This is a genomic window from Draconibacterium sediminis (assembly GCF_000949475.1).
GTDB lineage: Bacteria > Bacteroidota > Bacteroidia > Bacteroidales > Prolixibacteraceae > Draconibacterium > Draconibacterium sediminis.
On record NZ_JRHC01000006.1, the window covers coordinates 197,377 to 220,657 of the forward strand.

Genomic DNA, 23,281 nt, shown 5'->3' on the forward strand with positions numbered 1-23,281 from the left:
TTGTCTGGCTGAATATTCTGTTATCTTCGTGGCACGCTGAAAGTATGTAGTAAATGGATTTTTGGGGAAAGACAATTTGGATTACAGGAGCATCGTCGGGTATTGGCAAAGCGGTGGCAATTGAGTTATCGTCGAACAACGTAACGCTAATTCTTTCAGGCAGAAAAGAAGAGGCTTTAAAAGACACCGAAAAACTCTGCATAAAAAACGGTTGCCAAACCGTTATTCTTCCTTTCGATTTAGGTAACGAAGAATCGATTGAAGAAGCTGCTCAGTTCATCAAAGAAAACAATATCAAAATTGATGCGCTATACCAGTTTGGCGGAATAAGCCAACGTTCGTTTGTTGCCGAAACTCCGATTAGTGTTGATCGTAAAATTTTCGAAGTAAATTATTTTGGAACAATTGCCCTAACCAAAAAGGTTTTACCGCAAATGATTAAAAATGGAGGCGGACAAATTGCGGTTACCTCCAGTATAGTTGGTAAATTTGGATTTCCATACCGGTCGTCGTATTCGGCATCGAAACAAGCCTTACACGGTTTTTTCGAAAGTTTAAGAGCCGAGAATGCAAAAAACAACATTGCCGTTTCGGTTATCATTCCCGGACGAATAAAAACAAATATTTCGGTGAATGCGATCAATAAAGACGGTAAAACACACGCACAAATGGATGCCGGCCAGGACAAAGGCATGTCGGCTGAAAAATGCGCAAAAGTGATTTGCAAAAAACTGAAAAAAGAGAAAAAAGAAATATTGGTAGGTGGTTCAGAAGTTATTATGGTACACATCAGGCGTTTTTTGCCGCGTTTGTATTATTACATGGCTTCACGCGTAAAACCATTGTAAACATATAAGTATACAGTAGAAATGAAAGCACAAATAAACGGAATCCAGCAGTTAGGAGTTGGTGTTGAAGATCTTCAGGAAGCATGGAAATGGTATCGCGAACATTTCTCGATGGATATTCGAATGTTTGAAGATGAAGCCACAGCAGAGTTGATGCTGGCACATACAGCAGGAAAAACACGCGACAGAAGAGCTGTTTTGGCGCTTAATATGCAAGGTGGCGGAGGTTTTGAGATATGGCAACATACCGGGAAAAAACCTGAACCGATAAATTTTGAAATTCAACTGGGCGACTTGGGCATTAACATCGGAAAAATTAAAACCGAAAATGTACAAGCCGTTTACGATAAATTCAGTGCTTCGGAACTGAACCTGCTCACTCCTATTTCAAAAGATCCGGCCGGAAACGACCACTTCTTTATGAAAGACATTTACGGAAACATGTGGGAAATAAAAAACCAGGAAGGTGTTTTCCGTAAAAAAGAAAAGTCGTTGAGTGGCGGTGTGCTGGGAACAATTATTGGTGTGAAAGACATGGACACCAGCCTGAAAGTGTACCAGGAAATTCTGCAATACGACGAAATTGTATACGATGAAACCGGCGTTTTTGAAGATTACAAAGGTATTCCGGGGGGCGATAAGAAATTCCGTCGAGTTTTACTTCGGCATTCCGATGTAAAACAAGGCGCTTTTAGTCCGTTTTTCGGGCAATCGGTTATTGAGTTGGTGCAGGCTTTTGATTACGAACCAAAAGACATTTACGAAGGAAGAATTTGGGGTGATCCGGGTTTTATCCACCTTTGTTTTGATATAAACGGAATGGACCAATTCCGCGAAAAAGCAAAAGCTATTGGTTATCCGTTTACCGTTGACAGTGCAAAGGCGATGGAATCATTCGATATGGGCGAAGCGGCCGGAAATTTTGCTTATATACAAGCACCGGAAGGAACGTTGATCGAGTTTGTGGAAACCCATAAAATACCAATCGTTAAAAAAATTGGCTGGTATATCGACCTGAGAAAAAGAGGTTACCACCCGCTCCCGAAATGGATTATGAATATGTTCCGTTTTATGCGGGTTAAAGACAAGAAGTAAAAAATAATCCTATAAAAAAGAGGAGATGCATACTGTATCTCCTCTTTTTTTATGCACATTATTCCTTATTCAACTGAGAACTTGTAGATAGTAGCAGACTTTAAAGTCTCACCTGGTTTTAACAATGTGGTTGGGAAATTAGGTTGATTTGGACTGTCAGGAAAATGTTGGGTTTCCAAACAAAAACCGGTTCTTTTTGTATAAGCTTTTCCAGCTTTTCCTGTTTCAGTGCCTTTTAAATGGTTGCCTGTATACAACTGCACACCGGGTTCAGTTGTTCTCACTTCCATATATCGGCCACTTTCAGGCTCGTAAGCACTTGCAGCAAAAGCAAGTTCACCTTCGGCTTTATTAATTATATAGTTAAAATCGTAACCACTTCCATACTTCAACATAGGATGGTCATTGTCAATTCTTTCACCAATTTTATGCGGAGTAGTAAAGTCCAGAGCTGTTCCTTTGATGTCAGCAATTTCACCAGTAGGAATCATTGCCGAACTAGCTACCGGAGTTGATTTGTCAGCATTAATTACAAGAATATGGTCAAGAATATCACCGTTTCCTTCACCCCGCAAATTAAAATAACTGTGGTTTGTTAAATTAAAATGACATGCTTTATCTGTTGTAACTTCATAGTCAATCTTCAACTCGTTTTCATCGGTTAAAGTATAGGTAACCTGCACTTCTTTATTTCCCGGAAAGCCAAATTCTCCATCAGCACTTTCCAGGCTAAAAACAACTGAGTTATCATTTTCCTTGTAAACCCAAACTTTTCGGTACCAACTATCCGGCCCGGAATGTAAACAAGCTTCTCCATTGTTTACCGGAAAATTATACGTTTCGCCGTCGATTGTAAAACTGGCATTGGCAATTCTATTTGCAAAAGGCCCAACTACAGCCCCATGACTTGCACCATATTCCTGGTACTCTTCAATCGATTTAAATCCTAAAAGCACATCAGCGAACATCCCGGTTCTGTCCTGTACATAAATCGAAACAATTTTGGCTCCGTAGTTGGTCAGTGCAACCGTCATTCCGCTTTTATTTTTTAAAATAAAAAGTTGGGTTGTTTTCCCGTCTATCACGCTCTCAAAATCTGATTTTGAAAAAGGCATTTCTATTTCTTTTTCCTGTTTACCTGAACAAGATATAAATAATAGAATCAGTATAAAAAGGCTTAGGTTTTTCATTCTTTTATAGATTATTAAATTAGGCTTATAAAAATAATAAATATACATTTCAATTATAAACTATTAGAAGTTAAATTATAAGTAAAAGCCCAGAAACAGGTTTAAAAAATCAGGTATGATTCATTCACGAAAACTCGCAAAAGTCATTGTGGATATCGAATTTGTAGCTTTCATTTGCACAAGATAATTTAGCTAATGGAATCGATAAAAGAAATCTATAAAATAGGCCACGGCCCTTCAAGCAGTCATACAATGGGGCCGAAAAAAGCTGCTGAAAGGTTTTTGGCAGAAAACAAAAATGCAGATCATTTTGAGGTAACCTTGTTCGGTAGTTTGGCCGCCACCGGAAAAGGACACCTCACCGATTTTGCCATCGAACAAAGTTTTGGCAGCCGTCGGTTACAAATTAACTGGGAGCCGAAAACCTTTATAAAAAGGCATCCAAATGCGATGTGCTTCAAAGCTTTCGACAAAGCAAATAACCTTTTGAAAGAATGGACTTGCTACAGCATAGGTGGAGGTGCAATTATCGATGATTATACGGAAACAGAAACCGTTGATGTGTACGAACACACCACGATGGCAGAAATACTGAACTGGTGTAACCGCAACGGAAAAAGCTTTTGGGAATACGTGGCCGAGTTTGAAGAACCCGATATTTGGGATTACCTGGAAGAAGTGTGGCACGTAATGTTCGACAGTATTAAACGTGGATTAAAAACAGATGGCGTTTTGCCCGGAGGATTAAAACTTCCGCGAAAAGCACAGAGTTTTAACACCAAGGGACGCAATTTTGCTACACCATTTAAACGACGTTCGCAATTGTTTTCTTACGCACTGGCAGTAATGGAAGAAAATGCTTCGGGAGGTAAGATAGTTGCAGCTCCAACCTGTGGAGCAAGTGGCGTTATGCCTGCAATTCTAAAGTATTTCCAAAAAATTCATAATACCGATAAAAAAGGCATTATCAGGGCATTAGCTACTGCGGGGCTCATCGGGAACCTGGTAAAAACAAATGCATCGATTTCAGGAGCAGAAGTAGGTTGTCAGGGAGAAGTGGGAACGGCCTGTGCAATGGCATCGGGAGCTGCTACACAAATGATGGGTGGTACCATCTATCAGATCGAATATTCAGCTGAAATGGGCCTCGAGCATCATTTGGGATTAACCTGCGACCCGGTAGCCGGGCTGGTACAAATTCCTTGTATCGAGCGAAATGCATTTGCTGCCGAACGGGCTGTTTCACACAATAATTATGCATTACTAACGGATGGCCGTCACCGCATCAGTTTTGATGAAGTGGTGGAAACCATGTATAAAACAGGGATAGATTTGCAAAGTAAATACCGTGAAACATCGGAAGGCGGACTGGCCATTTTTGATGCTTTGCCAAACTGCTGATTTATCGGTTGGGATAGTTTTCAATGGGGAGTTCAATCTCAACCACATCGCCTTGTTTCCATTTTTTTGCAATTACACAGTAACTGCCCGGCTGCGTGAAATATTTTACATTTTTTACGATTACACTCGTTCCTTCGGCCCACTCCGGTATGCGAATGTACAACTCGATGTATTGCCGTTCCGTCATCCCGAAATGTAAACGTACACTTCCTGATTCAGGATATGTTGTTTCCTGCCGTATAGTAACATCACCACCTAGCGAGTGCTGATAATTAATTTCTGCCGGTTTAAACAGGTTTACGTAAATATGATCAACACTTCGGGTAAACACAAAAGGCTGTATATAGTCCTCCGTTGTTTTATTTCGGGCAATCTCCTCCAGTTCCTTAGCATATTTTGCATCAGCAGTTAGTTCAAGCAACAATCCATTTATTTCAATCCAGGCGGGTAATTCCGTGCTATCACAAATGGTTTCGTTTTTATTGGTATAAAACTGATCGTATTTTGCTTTAAAAACCTGTAAATCAAAGGCTGAATCTTGCGCATCAAACTGTGTTACAAAAGTAAAAAGTCCTTCGAAAGGCCCGTAATTCCAACTATCTTTCTGTGTTACAGATGTATTATCGACAGAAATACGCTCCGATTTTTTTTCTGGAAACTGATCTTTATACGTGCACGAAAAAAGCACAATAAACAGGAGAAGAGAATAAAGCTTAGGATTCATTTGTAGTAACTTTTGAGCTTATTAACAGTACTAAATTGGAAGTGTTCAATTTAATAGCGAATAAAAGTTTATTAAAAATTAATTTGTTTTATAAGAATTAATTTCCATAACTTTGTCAAATTCAAATAAAAGAGAACTAAAAATGAATATCTCAATAAATATTACCGTCACCGATTGCCGACCGTTCTAAGGTTGGCCACATGAGATTATTCAATTAGTTTATTCATTTATTTCCATATTTTTATCATGTTACGCAAAAGAGTAAGTGTTTTGTCTTTACAAAAACTAAAAGACATTGATTTAAAAGAGCTCTGGATCGATGTAAAAGAAGCAATTGGCGGTACAGAGCGCGATTTCACTAAAAGCAGCCTGGGTAAAGCCATTTTTATTTTGGCTGTTCCTATGGTGCTGGAGATGATCATGGAATCGGTTTTTGCCGTAGTCGACATCTTTTTTGTTTCGAAACTTGGCGCTGATGCAGTGGCAACGGTAGGACTCACCGAATCGGTAATGACCATTGTTTACGCTGTTGGAATGGGACTTAGTGTGGCAACGACGGCTCTTGTTTCGCGAAGAATTGGCGAGAAAAACAACAAACAAGCCGGGGTTGTGGCTTTTCAGGCGATGATGGTTGGTCTGATATTTTCAGTTTGTATTGCCATTCCCGGTGTTCTGTTTGCCGGTGAATTTTTAAAGCTAATGGGTGCAACTGACTCCATGGCTGCCGAAGGCTACCTCTTCCCTGCCATTATGTTTGGCGGAAATGTGGTAATTATGCTGTTGTTTATTATTAACGCAGTATTTCGCAGTTCGGGCGATGCAGCCATTTCAATGCGTGTAATGTGGCTGGCCAATATTATAAATATTATTCTCGATCCATTATTGATTTTTGGAATTGGTCCTTTTCCTGAACTTGGACTTGCAGGTGCTGCAATTGCCACTACAACAGGGCGCGGTTTGGCAGTATTATACCAGTTTTACCTTTTGTTTGGCGGGCGTCACCGAATCCGACTGTACTGGCACAGTTTAAAAATACAGTTTAACGTTATGCTGAAACTGGTGAAAATATCCGGTGGTGGCATTTTGCAAAACCTGATTGCAACTTCAAGCTGGATTTTGCTTGTTCGTATTATTGCCGTTTCGGGTCCTGAAGCGCTGGCAGGTTATACCATCGCCATTCGTATAATCATTTTTGCGCTGCTTCCTGCATGGGGACTTAGCAATGCTGCATCAACGCTGGTTGGGCAAAACCTTGGAGCCAATCAGCCCGAACGTGCAGAACGATCGGTGTGGATTACCGGCTATGTAAATATGATCTTCATGGGAGTTATGGGTATAATACTGGCTGTTTTCCCCGAGTTCTGGATAAAACTGTTTATCGGCGAAACCGCAGTTGTTGACAATGGAACACAGGCGCTGCGTGTTATCAGTTTTGGGTTCTTGTTTTACGCGCTGGGAATGGTGCTGATGCAAGGTTTTAACGGAAGTGGCGACACGATTACACCTTCAAAGATCAATTTTATGAGCTTTTGGTTGTTCGAGATACCATTGGCCTATTTTCTGGCAATTGTGCTGAATATGGGCTTGTTTGGAGCTAGTATGTCGATTGTAATCGCCGAAACGTTTCTGGCAATCACAGCGCTGTATTTGTTCCGAAAAGGCAAATGGAAACAACGAAAAGTGTAAATTTATCTCTTAAGACTTTTTATCATGAAACAACAACTTCCTGTTTCGATTGAAAATTATTCAAAAGAGAATAATATCTCAACCGCTGAATTGGCGCGGGTTATAACAGTACACAAAGAACGTTACATTATTCAAAGCGGCACATCGGTTTTAAAAGCTGAGATAACCGGAAATATCCGGTTTGCAGCCCAATCTGCTGCCGACTTCCCCACTGTTGGCGATTGGGTGCGTTTTATGCCAATGGACGATGAGAATGCCATCATTCTTGAAGTACTTCCCCGTTTTTCGAAACTCGAACGCCAGGCGGTTGGCAAATACGGCGATATACAGCTTATTGCTGCAAATGTTGATGTAGCATTTATTGTACAAGCCGTTGGGCACGATTTTAATCCGAACCGTTTGGAAAGATACCTGGCTGTTTGTTATGCCGGGAATATCCAACCGGTTTTGGTACTCTCAAAAACTGATTTGGTAGAAGAAAGTGAATGTGAACAGCTAATTGAAGAGGTAAAAAAGCGGATTAAGAATAGTAAAATAATTGCCCTGAGCAACGCAACAAAAGAGGGTTTGGATATTCTGAGAAATGAACTGGAAGCTTTTAAAACCTATTGTTTTCTTGGCTCTTCAGGTGTTGGGAAATCAACAATCATAAATAATCTGCTCAACAAAGAAGTACTCGAAACCCGATCGATAAGCGAAAGCACCAGCAAAGGCCGGCATACAACCAGTCATCGCGAGTTGTTTGTGCTGGAGAACGACAGTATTGTGATCGACACACCGGGAATGCGCGAACTGGGAGTAACTGACTCAGCCGACGCTCTGGAAATGACCTTTGATGCGATTTCTGACTTGACTTCCGATTGTAAATTCAGCGATTGCAGCCACATTAACGAAACCGGCTGCGCAGTTTTAGCTGCAGTTGAAAGCGGTGAGTTAAGCGAAGATGCCTACGAAAACTATTTAAAACTAAAGCGCGAACAAGAACATTTTAGCAGCACGGTTTACGAAAAACGACAGCGCGACAAAGAGTTTGGAAAAATGATTAAATCGGTGCTGAAAGAGAAAAAGCGTTCAAAACCACAGTAGCTAATGAACAATAAGTCCATCTTATTCATTGTTAAACTGAAACCAAAACTTATTTATCGATGAAAAAATTTGCAATTGAAATTAAATGGGCCATTTTATTTGCCGTCGTTTTGCTGGTATGGATGTATGGGGAAAGACTAGCAGGACTTCATGATGAGAACATTGAAAAACACGCCATTGTCACCAACTTCTTCGCGCTTGTGGCTATTGCTGTCTATGTGGTTGCATTACTGGATAAACGCAAGAATGATTTCAATGGCAAAATGAACTGGATACAGGGGTTCATTAGTGGATTGATCATCACTTTGGGAGTTACAATTCTCACTCCCCTCACCCAATACCTTACCGTTGAAGTGATCACTCCTCATTATTTTGAAAATATGATTCGTTATGCGGTTGAAAACGGCTTGCAAACACAGGAAGAGGCGGAAGGCTATTTCAACCTGCAAAGTTATATGATACAAAGTATTATTGCTACCCCGCTGATGGGATTGGTTACCTCGGCAATTGTTGCCATTTTCACCCGGAAAAAATAATGGATAATGCCACAAGCAAAAACAGTTGACGAATATATTCTGAATGCACGGTCACGACAGGGTATTTTAATGGTCCTGCATGATTTGCTAATAGCTACAGAACTTTCGGGAACCATAAAATGGGGAGCTCCGTGTTATACGATTAACGGTAAAAATGTTGTCGGTCTCGGAGTTTTTAAAGAACACGTGGCGATTTGGTTCTTTCAGGGTGCGCTGTTAAAAGACGAAGCAAAAGTGCTTATTAATGCACAAAACGATAAAACCAAAGCATTAAGGCAGTGGCGTTTTGTAACTGCCGATGACATTGATGCAGAAATGCTAATTGCTTACGTACAAGAAGCTATTTTCAACGAAAAGCAAAATAAAAGAGTTAAAATCAACCGAAATAAGAAGTTAATTATTCCACCCGAATTGGAAGAGGCCTTTAATCAGGATAATCATTTAAAGCTTTCATTTCAGGAATTTACGCCGGGCAAACAACGCGAATTTGCTGATTATATCGCACATGCCAAACAGGAGAAAACCAGAAAATCGAGATTGCAAAAAATTATCCCGATGATTAATAATAACATCGGGTTAAACGATAAATACCGCAATTGTTAATGGTTAATGAGAATTGTTTTTAATTTCATACTATCTAAATTTGATTAAATGAAATTACAGTTTTCCCTAATATTTTTATTTATGGCCAGTCTGCTTTCGGCGCAATCGTCAAAACTCAATTTCGATGAAAAGAAAGCCGAATACCTTTATCATTTTGCGTACGAGTGTATCGACCAGGAATACCCGAATAAAACCGGGCATGTTTTGGGCGACGACAGTTACCTTCAGCCTCCGCGTGTAATGCACCCGGCATTTTATGGCTGTTTCGACTGGCATTCATCAGTGCATGGCCACTGGACTTTGGTGAAAATTCTAACTGAATTCCCGGATTTTAAGTACCGCGATGAGATCATTAAAAAGCTAAAGAAAAACATTACTGAAGAAAACATATTGCAGGAAGTTGCCTATTTCGACGATGAACACAACGCCACCTATGAACGGACTTATGGTTGGGCCTGGTTGTTAAAACTCGACGAAGCTTTGCGCGAATGGGATGATCCGGTAGCACTGGAATTGCAGGCGAACCTGTCGCCATTGGTTGATCTGCTGTCGGATAAATTTGGCGAATTTCTCGATAAACTGATTTACCCCATACGAATTGGCGAACACAGCAACATTGCCTTTGGGATGTCGTTTGCTTACGATTGGGCAAAAAAATACGATACGACACTGGCCGTTCAAATTGAACGGAAAGCAAAGGAATATTACGCTGCCGATTGTGATTGTCCGCTTACCTGGGAACCGGGTGGTTTCGATTTTCTATCGCCTTGCCTGCAGGAAGCATCGATAATGTTAAAAGTATTACCTGAAAAAGAATTTAAAATATGGCTAAAAACGTTCCTTCCAAAATTTGAAAAACATCCTGAAAAGTACCTCGAAATTGCTGTAGTTACCGACCGAAGCGACGGTAAACTCGCCCACCTCGATGGACTAAATTTCAGTCGTGCCTGGTGCTTGTACGAAATGGGATACGCCTTAAATAACCAGCAATTGATTGATTTTGCCGATGCCCATTTTAATTACAGTTACGAAAAAATGGATTCGGGCGAGTATGCCGGGGCACATTGGCTGGCATCGTTTGCTACCTATGCATTAATAAAAAGTCATATTAAGTAAATATGAAGCTCAATCATCGTAGAATGAATCGTAAAAAGTTTTGCTGCCTGTTGCTATTTCTATGCAGCGTAGTTTTATCATCCGCCCAAAAACATCAGTTGCGTTTTGAAAAAATTGATGTACAACACTACAAGTTTGAAATCCATTTAAACGATACCACAAACCAAATTGAAGGTATAGCTACCATTTCAATTAAATTTTTGCAAACCAGTAACGATATCACACTCGATTTGGTGGATAACTCCGGCGAGAGTGGTATGCTTGTCCATTCAGTAAAAAAGAATGGCAATGAACTTGACTTTAAGCAAGCACACAACAAGCTTGTAATTCTTTTGCCGAAACAAGCACAGGCGGGCGACGTAATCGATTTCACCATTAACTATTCCGGCGTTCCTGCCGATGGTTTGATTATATCCGAGAATCGCTACGGAGATCGTACATTTTTTGGCGATAACTGGCCCGATCGCGCCCAAAACTGGCTTCCGTGTGTCGATCATCCTTCTGATAAAGCTACTTTAGAATTCCTGGTTTATGCTCCGGCACATTACGAGGTGATCTCAAACGGAAAGCTTGTGGAGAAAAAACAATTGGAAAATTCAGTGGAATTCACCCATTGGAAGGAAGATGTGCCGTTGGCGAGCAAACTGATGGTAATTGGAGCGGCCGATTTTGCTGTTGGAAACGAGCAGGAATTTCAGGGAATTCCGGTCAGTTCGTGGGTATTTGAAGAAAACAAAACAAAAGGATTTGAGAATTACCAGTACGGAACAAAAGCCCTGGAGTACTTTTCGGAACTGATTGGCCCCTACCCGTATGAAAAACTGGCGCACGTACAATCAAAAACACGTTACGGCGGAATGGAAAATGCCAGTTGTATTTTTTACCACGAAAATTCAGCCATAAGCGACCGCATTCCGGAACAACTGTTTGCCCACGAAGTGGCTCACCAGTGGTTTGGAAATTCGGTTACCGAGCAAAACTGGCACCATGTGTGGCTAAGCGAAGGATTTGCCACCTATCTCACTCATCTTTATGTGCAGCACTTTTATGGCGACGAACAATTTAAAGATGGACTGAAATACGATCGTGAGCGCGTTATTGCTTTCTCAAAACAAAAATATGTTCCGGTAATCGATACAACAGTACAGGAATATATTCGTCTACTAAATGCCAATTCGTACGAAAAAGCCGCCTGGTTTTTACACATGCTGCGAAATAAATTAGGCGATGACACTTTCTTCGCAGGATTACAGAAATATTATAATGATTTCAGAAATAAAACTGCGCTTACTAAAGATTTTCAATCGGTGATGGAATCTGTTTCAGATAAAAATCTGGATCGCTTTTTTAACCAATGGCTCCGTAGTGCCGGGCATCCTGTTATTAAAGTTTCATGGGGAGCTGAAACCTCCGGGAAAGAAATTGACAGGCAACTAATTTGGGTTCAACAAAAGGGAAAGCAACTTTTCAGTTTCCCGCTGGAAATAAATATTGTGTATGAAGATGGTTCTGTGGATCTGCTAACCGTAATGATTGACACAACAAAACAGCGGCAACAATTTGAAGCAAAAACAACTTCCGGGGTTAAAGATATTTACATTGACCCGAATGTGAAGCTGTTATTTGAACTGGCCCAATAAAGGGGATCTATTTAATTCTTAAACCAAAAAGCGGGGCATAAAAAAAGTCCTGACGAAACCGTCAGGACTTACAATGTATTTCACCTAAATAATAAAGTCTTTATTTTACTTTTTCTACGATTGCTTTGAACGCCTCAGGTTGGTTCATAGCCAAATCGGCTAAAACTTTCCTGTTAATTTCAATGTCGTTCTTTTTCAACAATCCCATGAATTGTGAATACGACATTCCTTCCAATCGCGCTGCAGCGTTAATACGCTGAATCCACAATGCACGGAATGTTCTTTTTTTCGCTTTTCTATCGCGGTATGCAAACTGTTGACCTTTTTCCCAGGTATTTTTTGCAACCGTCCAAACGTTACTACGCGAACCGAAATAACCTCTAGTTTTTTTCAGTAATTTTTTTCTTCGGGCGCGTGATGCTACATGATTTACACTTCTTGGCATACTTTTTACTTTTTTGATAATCGGCGCTCTCCGTCAACCAACGGAAATACTTAAAAGCACAATTATCTGGTTTTTAACTTTTTTTACCTCTCTCAATCAAAAGGTTTAATAAAGATAAGTCCGTCAACCGACGGATTACTTCATGCACAATAAAAGTTTAACGTTGCTTTCGTTTGTCTTATCGATTGTTGTCCAATAAGTCAAATTACGCTTACGTTTTGTACTTTTTTTAGTCAAAATATGACTTTTGTAGGCGTGCTTCCTTTTAATTTTACCACTTCCGGTTAATCTAAAACGTTTTTTAGCACCGGAGTTCGTTTTCATTTTTGGCATAATTCCTACTAATTAAAATGTTATCAAAGAACTTTATTATATATGGTTTAACACCAAAAAACAAGCTTCGTTAACCGAAACCTATTTCTTTTTAGGTGAAATAAACATTGTCATTCGCTTTCCTTCCAATTTTGGCAATTGCTCAACGGTTCCCCATTCTTCCAGTTCTGTTGCCAATCTCAGCAATAGAATCTCGCCCTGATCTTTAAATAAGATCGAACGTCCTTTAAAGAATACAAACGCTTTAACTTTTGCTCCGTCCTGAAGGAATTTTTCAGCATGTTTCAGTTTAAACTGGAAGTCATGCTCATCAGTTTGCGGACCAAAACGTATTTCTTTTACCACAACTTTTGTGGTTTTTGCTTTCATCTCCTTTTGTTTCTTTTTCTGCTGATAAAGAAACTTCGAATAATCAATAATTTTACAAACCGGTGGATCGGCTTTTGGCGAAATTTCTACCAAATCCAATTCCATCTCGTCTGCTAATTTTAGTGCATCACGTAAGGGGTAAACACCTTGTTCTTCGATGTTATCTCCCACTAAACGTACTTGTGGCACCCTGATCTTGTGATTTATCCGGTGTTGCGGTTCCTGCTCTTTACGTGGCTGGAATTTTCTTCTCGGACCTCTTCTTTTAATAGCTATAATGCGTTCCTCCTTAAGTTAGTTATACAATCCTGATAATTGATCTCTTACTTCTTTATTTATAAATTCAGCGAATTCCTGTATGGCCATCGTTCCTTTGTCGCCTTCGCCTTGTCGGCGCACAGCAATGGAATCCGACTCTGCTTCTTTTTCTCCAACTATCAGCAGGTAAGGAATTCGTTTTAATTCGTTGTCGCGTATCTTCCTACCAATCTTTTCGTTACGATCGTCAACGACGGTGCGAATATCGGAAATATTTAGAAGATTTGAAACTTTTTTAGCATAATCGTTATACTTTTCACTGATAGGTAATACTACCACTTGCTCGGGTGTAAGCCACAATGGGAACTTACCGGCGGTGTGCTCAATCAACACAGCCACAAATCGTTCCATCGACCCGAACGGTGCGCGGTGAATCATTACCGGGCGGTGACGGTTATCATCAGAGCCAATGTATTCCAGTTCAAAACGTTCGGGCAGGTTGTAATCCACCTGAACAGTTCCCAGCTGCCAGCTTCGTCCTAATGCATCCTTGATCATAAAATCAAGTTTTGGACCATAAAATGCAGCCTCGCCAAGCTCAGTTACGGTATTTAAGCCTTTTTCTTCACAAGCTTCTATAATGGCCTGCTCTGCTTTGTCCCAGTTTTCAGGCGATCCGATATACTTCTCCGGTTTATTCGGGTCGCGCAACGAAATCTGTGCAGTATAATTTTCAAAACTCAAAGCTTTGAAAATGATAAAGATAATATCGATTACCTTCTTGAATTCTTCTTTTACCTGGTCGGGGCGGCAGAAAAGGTGAGCGTCGTCCTGGGTAAAACCACGAACACGTGTCAACCCGTGCAACTCACCACTCATTTCGTAGCGGTAAACTGTTCCGAATTCTGCCATTCGAACCGGCAGATCTTTGTACGAACGCGGCCAGGCTTTGTAAATCTCGCAGTGGTGCGGACAGTTCATCGGTTTCAACAGGTACTCCTCTCCTTCTGCAGGAGTGGTGATCGGCTGAAACGAATCTTTTCCGTACTTTTCATAGTGACCGGAAGTTTTATACAACTTCACATCGCCAATATGTGGTGTCATCACCTGCTCGTAACCGTATTTCTTTTGTACTTTTTTCAGGAAATTCTCCAGCTGCTCGCGCAACTGTGCTCCTTTTGGCAACCACAACGGCAAACCTTGTCCTACCGATTCAGAAAAGGTAAACAATTGCATTTCTTTACCGATTTTCCGGTGGTCGCGTTTTTTTGCTTCCTCCACCATTACAAGGTATTCCTCAAGCATTTTTGCTTTTGGGAAAGTAACACCGTAAACACGGGTAAGCATTTTATTCTTTTCGTCGCCACGCCAGTAAGCACCTGCAATTGCAGTTAATTTTATGGCTTTAATATAGCCGGTGTTTGGCAAGTGTGGGCCACGGCATAAATCAGTAAAATTTCCCTGGTTGTACAAGGTAATCGTTCCGTCTTCCAATTCGCTAATCAACTCCTGCTTTAGCTCATCGTTCTTTTCAGTGAACTTGGCCAATGCATCTTCTTTCGAAATATCAGAACGAACTATATCGTTTTTCTGACGTGCCAGTTCAAGCATTTTTTGCTCGATTTTTTGCAGGTCTTTTTCCGAAAGCACTTTTCCTTCAGGAAGATCGATATCGTAATAAAATCCTGTGTCAACAGTTGGACCAATACCAAATTTGGTACCCGGATAATAAGCTTCAATAGCTTCAGCCATTAAGTGAGCTGATGAGTGCCAGAATGTCTCTTTTCCTTCTCTGTCGTTCCACGTGTGCAGTTTAATGTTGGCATCGTGGTCAATTTTCCGCGATAAATCCCAAACTTCGCCGTCAACCGAAATCGACAGCACATCCTTTGCCAGACGGTTCGAGATCGATTTGGCAATCTCTAAACCACTAACAGGCTCCGCAAACTCGCGCACACTGTTGTCAGGAAGTGTAATTTTTATCATTTTACTGTTACTATTTTTTTGCTTCAATATTGCTATTGAAATCTATCTGTTATTCTAAATGTTGTAATTCAAATACAGTCAGAAGTTTTCGGTTTTAAAATCTTCTGCTGCAAAGCTAAATTACTTTCGAGCGGCAAAGATAATCAATACATTGATACTAGAAAGCATCGGGTGCCTGCATATTAGGCAATTGTAACGTTTTTTCAACACTGGGCTGTTAAATGCCAGATTCACTAAAAGTTGCCAAGCAATTCCGAGTGCATTTCACAATTGGAAGCAACTTTCAATTTAAAGCTTTTCTATTCAGATTGTATTTAAATTAATACTAAATACGCATTTGCAATTATATTTTAATGCATTTCTTGGCATTTTATTGATTTCTTTGTAGGAGACAGCAATAAAAATCAATAGATATTAATTTTTTGAAGTATGGGGTTTAAAGATCCGAAAGATTGTCATTCTCTGGAAGAACTTAGAAATGAGATTGACAAAATTGATGAACATATCATTTTACTCTTTGCCGAGCGACATAAATATGTGGAAGCCGTTGTTCGATTTAAAAACGATAAAGATGCAATTATAGCGCAGGAAAGAAAAGATGCGGTAATTCAGCAGCGCAGAGATTGGGCAGAATCGAAAGGATTAAACGCCGACGTTTTTGAGCAGATATATACCCTTTTGGTAGAGAGCAACATTAAGCACGAAATGAACTTATTAAAAAACAAAAATAACAGTAATGTATAAAGCAGACATAAAAGTAATGGACTGTACAGTTCGCGATGGCGGGCTGATGAACAAATGGCAATTTAGCGACGATTTTGTACGTGGCGTATACAAAGGCTGTGTTGAAGCCGGTGTTGATTACATGGAAATTGGCTACAAAAGCAGCGAATCGGCTTTTTCGAGAGATGAAGTTGGTCCATGGAAATTTTGCGACGACAAAGATCTGCGTCGTGTTGTTGGCGATAACGATACCAAGCTAAAACTTTCGGCAATGGCCGATATTGGCCGTATTGCTCCGGAAGATATTCCGCCGGCAAACGAAAGCCTGATTGATATGATGCGTGTTGCCTGCTACTGTCACCAGGTTGATAAAGCCATTTGGCTGGCCGAACATTGTATGGACAAAGGTTACGAAGTTACCATTAACCTGATGGCCGTTTCGAAAGTAAACGAATCGGATTTGGATGAAGCCCTGGCCACCCTTGCAAAATCGCGGGTACCCATTATTTATGTGGTAGACAGCTTTGGCAGTTTGTATTGCGAAAGCATTGAGAAGCTGGTAAAAAAATACGCTGCTGCCCTGCCCGGAAAAGAATTGGGAATTCATGCGCACAACAACATGCAACTGGCCATGTCGAACACCGTAACATCGTTGATTAACGGCGTTACCATGCTTGATGCCACTTTGCTGGGAATGGGACGCGGAGCCGGAAACTGCCCCATTGAAATTCTTATCGCATTTCTGAAAAACCCAAAATACCGGCTTCTTCCGTTGCTGGAAGCCATTCAAACGCAGGTAAAACCTTGGCAGGAAAAAATCGACTGGGGTTACCACATCCCATATTTAATTACCGGAGCCTTAAACGAACATCCACGAAGCGCTATGCAATGGATGGATTCGGAAAAGAAAGATGACTTTGTTGCTTTTATGAAAGAAATGCACGACTACGAGCTTTTAGAATAGAAATAGATTTGGATTAAAGCGAAAAAGGATGCATCCGTAACTGACAGCTACGAGGATCGCATCCTTTTTTTATGCTCCAGGTCTCAATTATTGCAACATTCTGCATGTTTTTTTATTGCGGGGCGCCACCCTAAGAAAATTTCCTATCGTTTAAATTCTGATATTCTTTAAATGTCATTCATCATTCGATGAACATTTTTCTATTTTTGTTCACCATACAAAAGAAATGACATGAAGAAACTGTTTATTTTATTGGTCACATTTTTAACCGTTTTTACGGTACAGGCGCAACAGCCACAAAAAATTACGTTAGAAGATATTTTAGTAAAAGGAACTTTTCGGGCACAGTCGGTTTACGGCTTGCGTTCGATGAACGACGGAATCCATTACACCACATTGGAGCAACAAACCCAGATTGTAAAGTACAGCTACCAAACCGGTGAAGAAGTTGAAGTTCTTTTTGATATTACCAAAGTTAAGGATGCCCCTATTTCTTCGTTTTCGGCCTACGAATTTAGTGATGACGAAACAAAAATATTGCTGACAACCGAGCGTAAATCGATTTACCGACATTCGTATACAGCTGAGTTCTATGTATGGAATTCAGTGACCGAAGAACTAACACAACTTTCAGACAAAGGAGCACAGCAACTGGCAACTTTTTCGCCCGATGGTAACTACGTGGCCTATGTGCGCGACAACAATATTTTCATTAAAAACTTACGTTTTGGCAGCACACATCAGGCCACTACTGATGGAAAATTTAACGAGATTATAAACGGTGCTCCCGACTGGGTTTACGAAGAGGAATTTGGTTTTAATAAAGCATTTTGGTGGTCGCCCGACAGCAAATTTCTGGCTTACATTCGTTTTGACGAAACGGAAGTGCCTGAATTTTCAATGCCCATGTACGCCGGAGCCTCTCCAACGATAAGCGACAATAAAGTATATCCGGGAGAATACACTTTTAAATACCCAAAAGCCGGTGAAGCCAACTCGAAGGTAGAAGTTTATTCGTACGAAGTGAAAACAAAAATTGCTATTAAAGTTGATATTGGCGAAAAGACAGACATTTATGTTCCGCGTTTAAAATGGACTCCGGATGATAATGAACTGGTTGTAATGCGTTTAAATCGCCATCAAAACCAAATGGATATTTTATACGCTAATCCATATACCGGCGACTCACGCAATTTCCTGACAGAGAAAAACGACCGCTACATCGCTGAAAATTTTCTTGATGCATTCACTTATCTTGAGGATGGAAGTTTTGCAGTACAAAGCGAACGCGATGGCTGGTCGCACTTGTACCTGTACGACAAACAAGGTTTTGAAATTGCCCAGCTCACCGAAGGCGAATTTGACGTAACCGACTTTTATGGCTACGATGCCGACAAAGAACTTTATTATTATCAGGCCGCTGCCGAATCGCCTTTGCGCCGCGAGGTTTATTACGTTAGCCAGGATAAAGAGGAAAAAGGAAAACTGTCGACACTGGAAGGAACAAACAGTGCGGTATTCAGTACCAACTTCAAATACTACATCAATTATTACAGCAGTGCAAAAGTGCCAAATTACATTACTTTGCACGACAATAAAAAGGGCGAACAAATCCGCTTTCTGCAAGACAATACCGTATTAAAAAATACTGTTAAGAGTTTGCAAATTCCGCAAAAGGAGTTTTTCACGTTTACCACATCTGAGGGAATTGAACTGAATGGCTGGATGCTAAAACCCAACGATTTTGATGCTTCGAAAAGATACCCGGTTTTTATGACACAGTACAGCGGCCCGAATTCTCAAAGCGTTAGAGACTCGTGGGGAGGTATTAGCTGGAATGAATACCTGGCACAGGAAGGTTTTCTGGTGGTTTGCGTTGATGGACGCGGTACTGGTGCCCGTGGCGAAGATTTCAGGAAAGTGACTTATATGCAATTGGGAAAATACGAATCGGACGACCAGGTGGAAGCAGCAAAATACCTCACCACCCTGCCTTATGTTGATGCTGAAAACATTTCTATTTTCGGGTGGAGTTACGGTGGTTTTATGACTCTGTTAACGCTTGAAAAAGGTGGCGATCTGTTTAAAGCCGGTATTGCGGTTGCTCCGGTAACCAGCTGGCGATTTTACGACACGGTTTACACCGAACGTTTTATGCGCACGCCTGAAGAAAACCCGGAAGGTTACGACGATAATTCGCCGCTTTCTCATGCAGGAGATATAAAAGGGAATTTATTGATTGTTCACGGAACGGCCGACGATAACGTGCATGCACAAAATACTTATGAAATGACCGAAAAAATGGTACAGGCGGGCGTGCAGTTCGAAATGGCGATGTACACCAACCGCAACCACGGAATACGGGGCGGAAATACAAGTATGCATTTATACACCAAAATGGTGAATTTCCTGAAGGCTAATTTGATGGAGAAATAAAAAGAGAATGCTATAAAAAAGAAATGGCTGCTAATTGATTAGCAGCCATTTTTTTTACTTCATATAGTTTTTATAGTATTCAGTCTTGTCTTCGTCTCCAAACCGGGCGTATATATTGGCCAGGTAACCCGCGTATTCTTTTCCGGGATTCAGCTTCCACAGTTTGTTTAAATAAGGTAAAGCTTTCTTAAAATCGGCAGTTACCAAATCCAGTTCTTTTAAAAGCGTGTTATAGTTTTTGCGGGTTTTGTTCGCGTTGTATTTCGCCATTTCGCGTTCGTAGCGTTTTTGCCCGGCCCAGTAGTATTTTTTGGCGTTCCATTCCAAAGCATCCAGATGGTCGGGATTTTTATCCAGCAATACTTCAGCCAAACTATCGCAAACAGCTTCGTTTTCCAGTGCTTTATTCACCTCAAAGTAATTATCAAGGTTCTCCTCTTTATTTTTCGAAGTACCATCCAATGTTTCCCACACTGCCAAAGCTTTGTCGTTTGCATCAATTTCGGTATAAATAGCCAGTAAACGTGTATTAACTTCGCTATTATCGCTCCCGAAATTTTCGGTGATGTACTCCAGTGCCGATAATTCTTTCGATAAATTATCCTGTTGTTTGTATATAGCGGCCAGTGTTTGGTACATTCCTACATCAGCATAATTTTTATAACGCGCCTGATCGAACCAACTTATCGCCTGTGCAGAGTTGCCGGCTTTAAATGCCGTTTTTGCCGCCTGAGCGAAATCTGCCCCAGCTACCTCCTCAATTTCTGTTGTTTCGAAATAACTCGTCCAGGCAGTCAGTGCCTGCGAATAATTTCCTGTTGCTTCAAAATTTGTTGCTTCAGTTTTTGGGGTGATCAATACTTTTGGTGCTCCGCACGATGCCAGAAAAAGCGCCATCACGGCTACCCATAATAATTTCTTTTTAGCCATAGTCTTATAATTTCGAAGGCCAAAACTAAATAAATTATCGGGAAACACCTTTTATGAGCAGGCCTGGCTAAGAATCGTTAACCAGATTTAATTAAAAGCTGTCTGACTGACAGGAAAATCTGCTTAATCATCTTCCTTTGCCTCAATATTTTTGTTGATGTTTTGAAGGATTTCATCCTGCAGCACCGGATTGGTCAGCAGGTAATCGTGCCCCAGTCCCGACATATCGTGAATGGTGATGATATCCTTTATATCCATTACATTTATGTAATCGGGTAATTTTTCAGGCGATTTCGGCCCCTTATTCCCCATCCTGTTTTTTAAATGTGCCACACTCGACAATTTTAACAGAATATCTTTTGAGTTGACATAAACATCAACGGTATCAGCCAATTGATTCAGTTCGTAAAATGCATTTCCTTCTTCAAAAGCATCACGCGGCGCCACACTTCCCACAAACGAAATGCGCGTATAAGTTTTAACAAACGGAATATCCTGCTTTTTCCTGTTCAGTACATATTGTCTGAAAAGTTCGTTACCAATCGACGAGAAAAGAATCGAGATCGTTAAATCTTTCGGATGAGTTTTAAAGTATTCATCATCACTAATAAACTCATCCAGCATGTGTTGAAAAATGGCAAAATCGCTGGCTCCGTTTTTCGATTTTCTTACAGCGCGGTAATAGCGGTAAGCTTTATCCTCAGTACCCCACGCAAAAACCGTAATTGATGCTTTATGAAACAATGAATCGCCATAATTAGCCTTTAGCCGACGCATATAACTATGAACCTGTTTATTGAACGACTTTCCGTATCCTCCAACAATAAAATAAAAGTTTTTGATGCCCCGCTCCAGACGTTGATATTCATAAAGCTGATAGAAGAAATTATGATCAACTTTTCCCTGCGGATACTTATCAGACATATTAATCACCCTGAAATTTACACCAATGGAATCGGTATCGAAATTATAATGGCAGAAATAAAGTGTGTTGGTTTTGTCGGTAAAACTATTCTTAAAATTGAAACTACCATCTTTGTTATATGCAATAGGCCGGTTGGTAAAAAACGGTACTTTTTGAGGTTGCCAGTCAGGGTGTTCATTAAAGTAGGTAATTTCAAGCTGTGCTTTTGCCGAATGGTGCAAAAAAACGATAGCAATAAGAAATAAAAAGTGTTTAAAATTGATGTGCATAATCGAAGATTTCTATTTGTATTGGTAAGTTAAGAAAAACCAAAGAATAATCCGAGTAGCATACACAATTTACTCATTCATAATACCATATATAAGTTCGCTGATGAGTTTGCCACGTGTAAGCACCATCATGTGCGAACCATCTTCCACCAGATAATCGTACTGAACAAAGCGCGGAGGTAGCGTTTTATCAATATCGCCGTGAATATGCACGATTTTATTGCTGTAGCTTTCGCGTTTCCATGTAAGGATCATCGTTGTGGTTCGCTTCAAAAACAGGGGATCCTTATTTCGCAACATACTTTTAAAAGTTGCTTTGTCTTTGTTCCTGTCGGGTTCAACAAGAGGTTGCAGAATACGGGCACCTGTTTTAATTGCGATTCCCGGAACCACCCAATATACTGGCACTATCTTTTGAAAACGATAGCGTCCCGGAAATTCCTTCCTGCTTTTTGCACTCGAAATAACGATTACTTTTTCGGGATGCAGAAAATCGGCCATTTCTGTTGCCAGCATACCTCCCAGCGACACTCCTATTATTGAAAAAGTTTGGGTGGTATCAATTTGTTTGGCCAGTTCTCTTGCAAACCGCTCCATATCCCAATCTTTTTCAGGCGTGAAATATTCGATATTTTTTACTTGAAATGCCGTGTCGATATCTAAATTTTTGAACAGACGAGCATCTGCTCCCTGACCGGGGATTAGATAAACGGTATGTTTTTGTGCCAGGACTGCAGAGCATACAACTGCAAGTAAAAAATATAAAATCACACTCCTTTTTATGTGCCCGTTTAACGTCATTCGAATTTAAATTCTACCGTCCAAAAGTATTGAAAAACTCATCGGTATCTTTTATTTCCTGCAATCCCAAAATCCAGCAAACTTCCGACAAGTCGGAAAAATCAAGCCCACCAGCTGCAACTGCTTCATTGTTGTATCGCCCGTCTTTACCGTTGTACCTCAAACCAATTTCAACAGCCAGTTGCCACAACTTTAAAAGCTCGGCATCTTTTACTTTAATTTTCCAATCGCTGTAGCCCGGAGTTCTAAAACCCGGAGTTCCGTTACCTACTGCATTTCCATCAGGAATTTTATGGTAATTACTGTTCGCTTTCGCATAAGCCAGGCTTTCTGGTGATGTAACCTCTTCATTCCAATTACTGTGTTGCACAATATGAATTCGTTCGGTAGTATTAATTTCAGGCGTATGTTTTTGAATGGCTTTTATAAGCACTGCCGAAAAATCAGATTGTCCGGCCTCTGCAATCCAAACATTTCCTCCTTCTTGCAGACATTGAAGTAATACCTCTTTCATTTGCTCAATCGCTTTTGTCCGGTTGGCATGTGCATCGGCCCACTTATCTTTAAATGCCTGCTGAAAAAGCTCGTTTGGAGGCAGATACAACCCCTTCTGAATCCCATATGTTCCGGCAACTGCAAAGTAGTTGACTTTTTTAAACTCAGGGCTGGAAAGCAAGGTTTTAAAAGCAGCAGCCGAGTGAATATCGTCTACATCGGTTTTGCAGTCGAACTGCATTACCAGCAAGTCTTTTTCGGCATTAAACCGTTTTTCTTTTTTCGTTTCATTAGCGCATGAAAAACAATAAGTTGAAAGGAGTAGCAAAATAAAAATACAAGACTGTTTCATAATTTGGATTTCTCGTTGGTTATTTGGATTTTTGATAAAGCTACTCAATTAATAAAAATCAATAGTGCTT

General features: G+C 40.5%; 22 protein-coding genes. 12 read left to right on the forward strand and 10 right to left on the reverse strand.

The features are described 5' to 3' along the window. The first annotated feature begins 53 nt into the window (after nucleotides 1-53). Both LH29_RS19755 and LH29_RS19760 read left to right on the forward strand, forming a co-directional pair. Nucleotides 54-848, forward strand: a complete 795-nt coding sequence (locus LH29_RS19755; protein WP_045033015.1) for an SDR family NAD(P)-dependent oxidoreductase — start codon at nucleotides 54-56, stop codon at nucleotides 846-848. Between the two features lie 21 nt (nucleotides 849-869). Further along, the gene (locus LH29_RS19760; protein ID WP_045033016.1) at nucleotides 870-1,943 is read left to right on the forward strand and encodes a VOC family protein; all 1,074 of its coding nucleotides are present in this window, start codon (nucleotides 870-872) and stop codon (nucleotides 1,941-1,943) included. Nucleotides 1,944-2,008: 65 nt separating this feature from the next. Here LH29_RS19760 and LH29_RS19765 read toward each other — a convergent pair whose 3' ends face one another. Then, complete coding sequence (locus LH29_RS19765; protein WP_045033017.1) at nucleotides 2,009-3,133, reverse strand: aldose epimerase family protein; 1,125 nt, start codon at nucleotides 3,131-3,133, stop codon at nucleotides 2,009-2,011. Between the two features lie 195 nt (nucleotides 3,134-3,328). Here LH29_RS19765 and LH29_RS19770 point away from each other — a divergent pair, with 195 nt between their 5' ends. Further along, nucleotides 3,329-4,534 (forward strand): L-serine ammonia-lyase, encoded by a 1,206-nt coding sequence (locus LH29_RS19770; RefSeq protein ID WP_045033018.1) that lies wholly within the window; start codon nucleotides 3,329-3,331, stop codon nucleotides 4,532-4,534. Between the two features lies 1 nt (nucleotide 4,535). Here LH29_RS19770 and LH29_RS19775 read toward each other — a convergent pair whose 3' ends face one another. Beyond that, on the reverse strand, nucleotides 4,536-5,258 hold the full coding sequence (locus tag LH29_RS19775; protein ID WP_045033019.1) for a beta-L-arabinofuranosidase domain-containing protein: 723 nt from the start codon (nucleotides 5,256-5,258) through the stop codon (nucleotides 4,536-4,538). Nucleotides 5,259-5,504: 246 nt separating this feature from the next. Here LH29_RS19775 and LH29_RS19780 point away from each other — a divergent pair, with 246 nt between their 5' ends. The 6 genes from LH29_RS19780 to LH29_RS19805 are packed head-to-tail and all read left to right on the forward strand — an operon-like array spanning nucleotide 5,505 to nucleotide 11,925. Then, entirely contained in the window at nucleotides 5,505-6,944 is a 1,440-nt protein-coding gene (locus LH29_RS19780; protein ID WP_052671112.1) for an MATE family efflux transporter, read from the forward strand. A 24-nt stretch (nucleotides 6,945-6,968) separates the two neighbouring features. Then, the gene (gene rsgA / locus LH29_RS19785; RefSeq protein ID WP_045033021.1) at nucleotides 6,969-8,030 is read left to right on the forward strand and encodes a ribosome small subunit-dependent GTPase A; all 1,062 of its coding nucleotides are present in this window, start codon (nucleotides 6,969-6,971) and stop codon (nucleotides 8,028-8,030) included. Between the two features lie 59 nt (nucleotides 8,031-8,089). Continuing rightward, on the forward strand, nucleotides 8,090-8,566 hold the full coding sequence (locus tag LH29_RS19790; RefSeq protein ID WP_045033022.1) for a DUF4199 domain-containing protein: 477 nt from the start codon (nucleotides 8,090-8,092) through the stop codon (nucleotides 8,564-8,566). Nucleotides 8,567-8,572: 6 nt separating this feature from the next. Beyond that, on the forward strand, nucleotides 8,573-9,169 hold the full coding sequence (locus LH29_RS19795) for a YdeI/OmpD-associated family protein (protein ID WP_045033023.1): 597 nt from the start codon (nucleotides 8,573-8,575) through the stop codon (nucleotides 9,167-9,169). A 48-nt stretch (nucleotides 9,170-9,217) separates the two neighbouring features. Continuing rightward, complete coding sequence (locus tag LH29_RS19800) at nucleotides 9,218-10,285, forward strand: DUF2891 domain-containing protein (protein ID WP_045033025.1); 1,068 nt, start codon at nucleotides 9,218-9,220, stop codon at nucleotides 10,283-10,285. Nucleotides 10,286-10,308: 23 nt separating this feature from the next. Further along, nucleotides 10,309-11,925, forward strand: a complete 1,617-nt coding sequence (locus LH29_RS19805; protein WP_045033026.1) for a M1 family metallopeptidase — start codon at nucleotides 10,309-10,311, stop codon at nucleotides 11,923-11,925. Nucleotides 11,926-12,025: 100 nt separating this feature from the next. Here the strand turns inward: LH29_RS19805 and rplT are convergent, their stop codons facing one another. From rplT to thrS, 4 genes are all read right to left on the reverse strand, one after another. Next, on the reverse strand, nucleotides 12,026-12,370 hold the full coding sequence (rplT, locus tag LH29_RS19810) for a 50S ribosomal protein L20 (RefSeq protein WP_045033027.1): 345 nt from the start codon (nucleotides 12,368-12,370) through the stop codon (nucleotides 12,026-12,028). A gap of 135 nt (nucleotides 12,371-12,505) precedes the next feature. After that, entirely contained in the window at nucleotides 12,506-12,703 is a 198-nt protein-coding gene (gene rpmI / locus LH29_RS19815; RefSeq protein WP_038562273.1) for a 50S ribosomal protein L35, read from the reverse strand. An 81-nt stretch (nucleotides 12,704-12,784) separates the two neighbouring features. After that, on the reverse strand, nucleotides 12,785-13,351 hold the full coding sequence (infC, locus tag LH29_RS19820) for a translation initiation factor IF-3 (protein WP_316932499.1): 567 nt from the start codon (nucleotides 13,349-13,351) through the stop codon (nucleotides 12,785-12,787). Nucleotides 13,352-13,366: 15 nt separating this feature from the next. Then, entirely contained in the window at nucleotides 13,367-15,316 is a 1,950-nt protein-coding gene (gene thrS, locus LH29_RS19825) for a threonine--tRNA ligase (RefSeq protein ID WP_045033030.1), read from the reverse strand. 429 nt (nucleotides 15,317-15,745) lie between these two features. On the opposite strand from thrS, the gene LH29_RS19830 reads away from it, so the two are divergent. From LH29_RS19830 to LH29_RS19840, 3 genes are all read left to right on the forward strand, one after another. Continuing rightward, nucleotides 15,746-16,060: a chorismate mutase gene (locus LH29_RS19830; RefSeq protein WP_045033031.1), complete on the forward strand. Its 315-nt coding sequence runs from the start codon at nucleotides 15,746-15,748 to the stop codon at nucleotides 16,058-16,060. Next, nucleotides 16,053-17,003, forward strand: coding sequence for an aldolase catalytic domain-containing protein (locus LH29_RS19835; protein ID WP_045033032.1), 951 nt, complete (start codon nucleotides 16,053-16,055; stop codon nucleotides 17,001-17,003). The genes LH29_RS19830 and LH29_RS19835 overlap by 8 nt, the downstream gene beginning before the upstream one ends. A gap of 231 nt (nucleotides 17,004-17,234) precedes the next feature. After that, nucleotides 17,235-19,439: a S9 family peptidase gene (locus LH29_RS19840; RefSeq protein ID WP_045033033.1), complete on the forward strand. Its 2,205-nt coding sequence runs from the start codon at nucleotides 17,235-17,237 to the stop codon at nucleotides 19,437-19,439. A 54-nt stretch (nucleotides 19,440-19,493) separates the two neighbouring features. Here LH29_RS19840 and LH29_RS19845 read toward each other — a convergent pair whose 3' ends face one another. From LH29_RS19845 to LH29_RS19860, 4 genes are all read right to left on the reverse strand, one after another. Next, complete coding sequence (locus LH29_RS19845) at nucleotides 19,494-20,369, reverse strand: tetratricopeptide repeat protein (RefSeq protein ID WP_045033035.1); 876 nt, start codon at nucleotides 20,367-20,369, stop codon at nucleotides 19,494-19,496. A gap of 123 nt (nucleotides 20,370-20,492) precedes the next feature. After that, on the reverse strand, nucleotides 20,493-21,563 hold the full coding sequence (locus tag LH29_RS19850) for an alpha/beta hydrolase (protein WP_045033036.1): 1,071 nt from the start codon (nucleotides 21,561-21,563) through the stop codon (nucleotides 20,493-20,495). A gap of 69 nt (nucleotides 21,564-21,632) precedes the next feature. Beyond that, entirely contained in the window at nucleotides 21,633-22,334 is a 702-nt protein-coding gene (locus LH29_RS19855) for an alpha/beta fold hydrolase (RefSeq protein WP_198152522.1), read from the reverse strand. Nucleotides 22,335-22,377: 43 nt separating this feature from the next. Beyond that, nucleotides 22,378-23,211 (reverse strand): hypothetical protein, encoded by an 834-nt coding sequence (locus LH29_RS19860; RefSeq protein WP_045033218.1) that lies wholly within the window; start codon nucleotides 23,209-23,211, stop codon nucleotides 22,378-22,380. Nucleotides 23,212-23,281 lie beyond the last annotated feature (70 nt).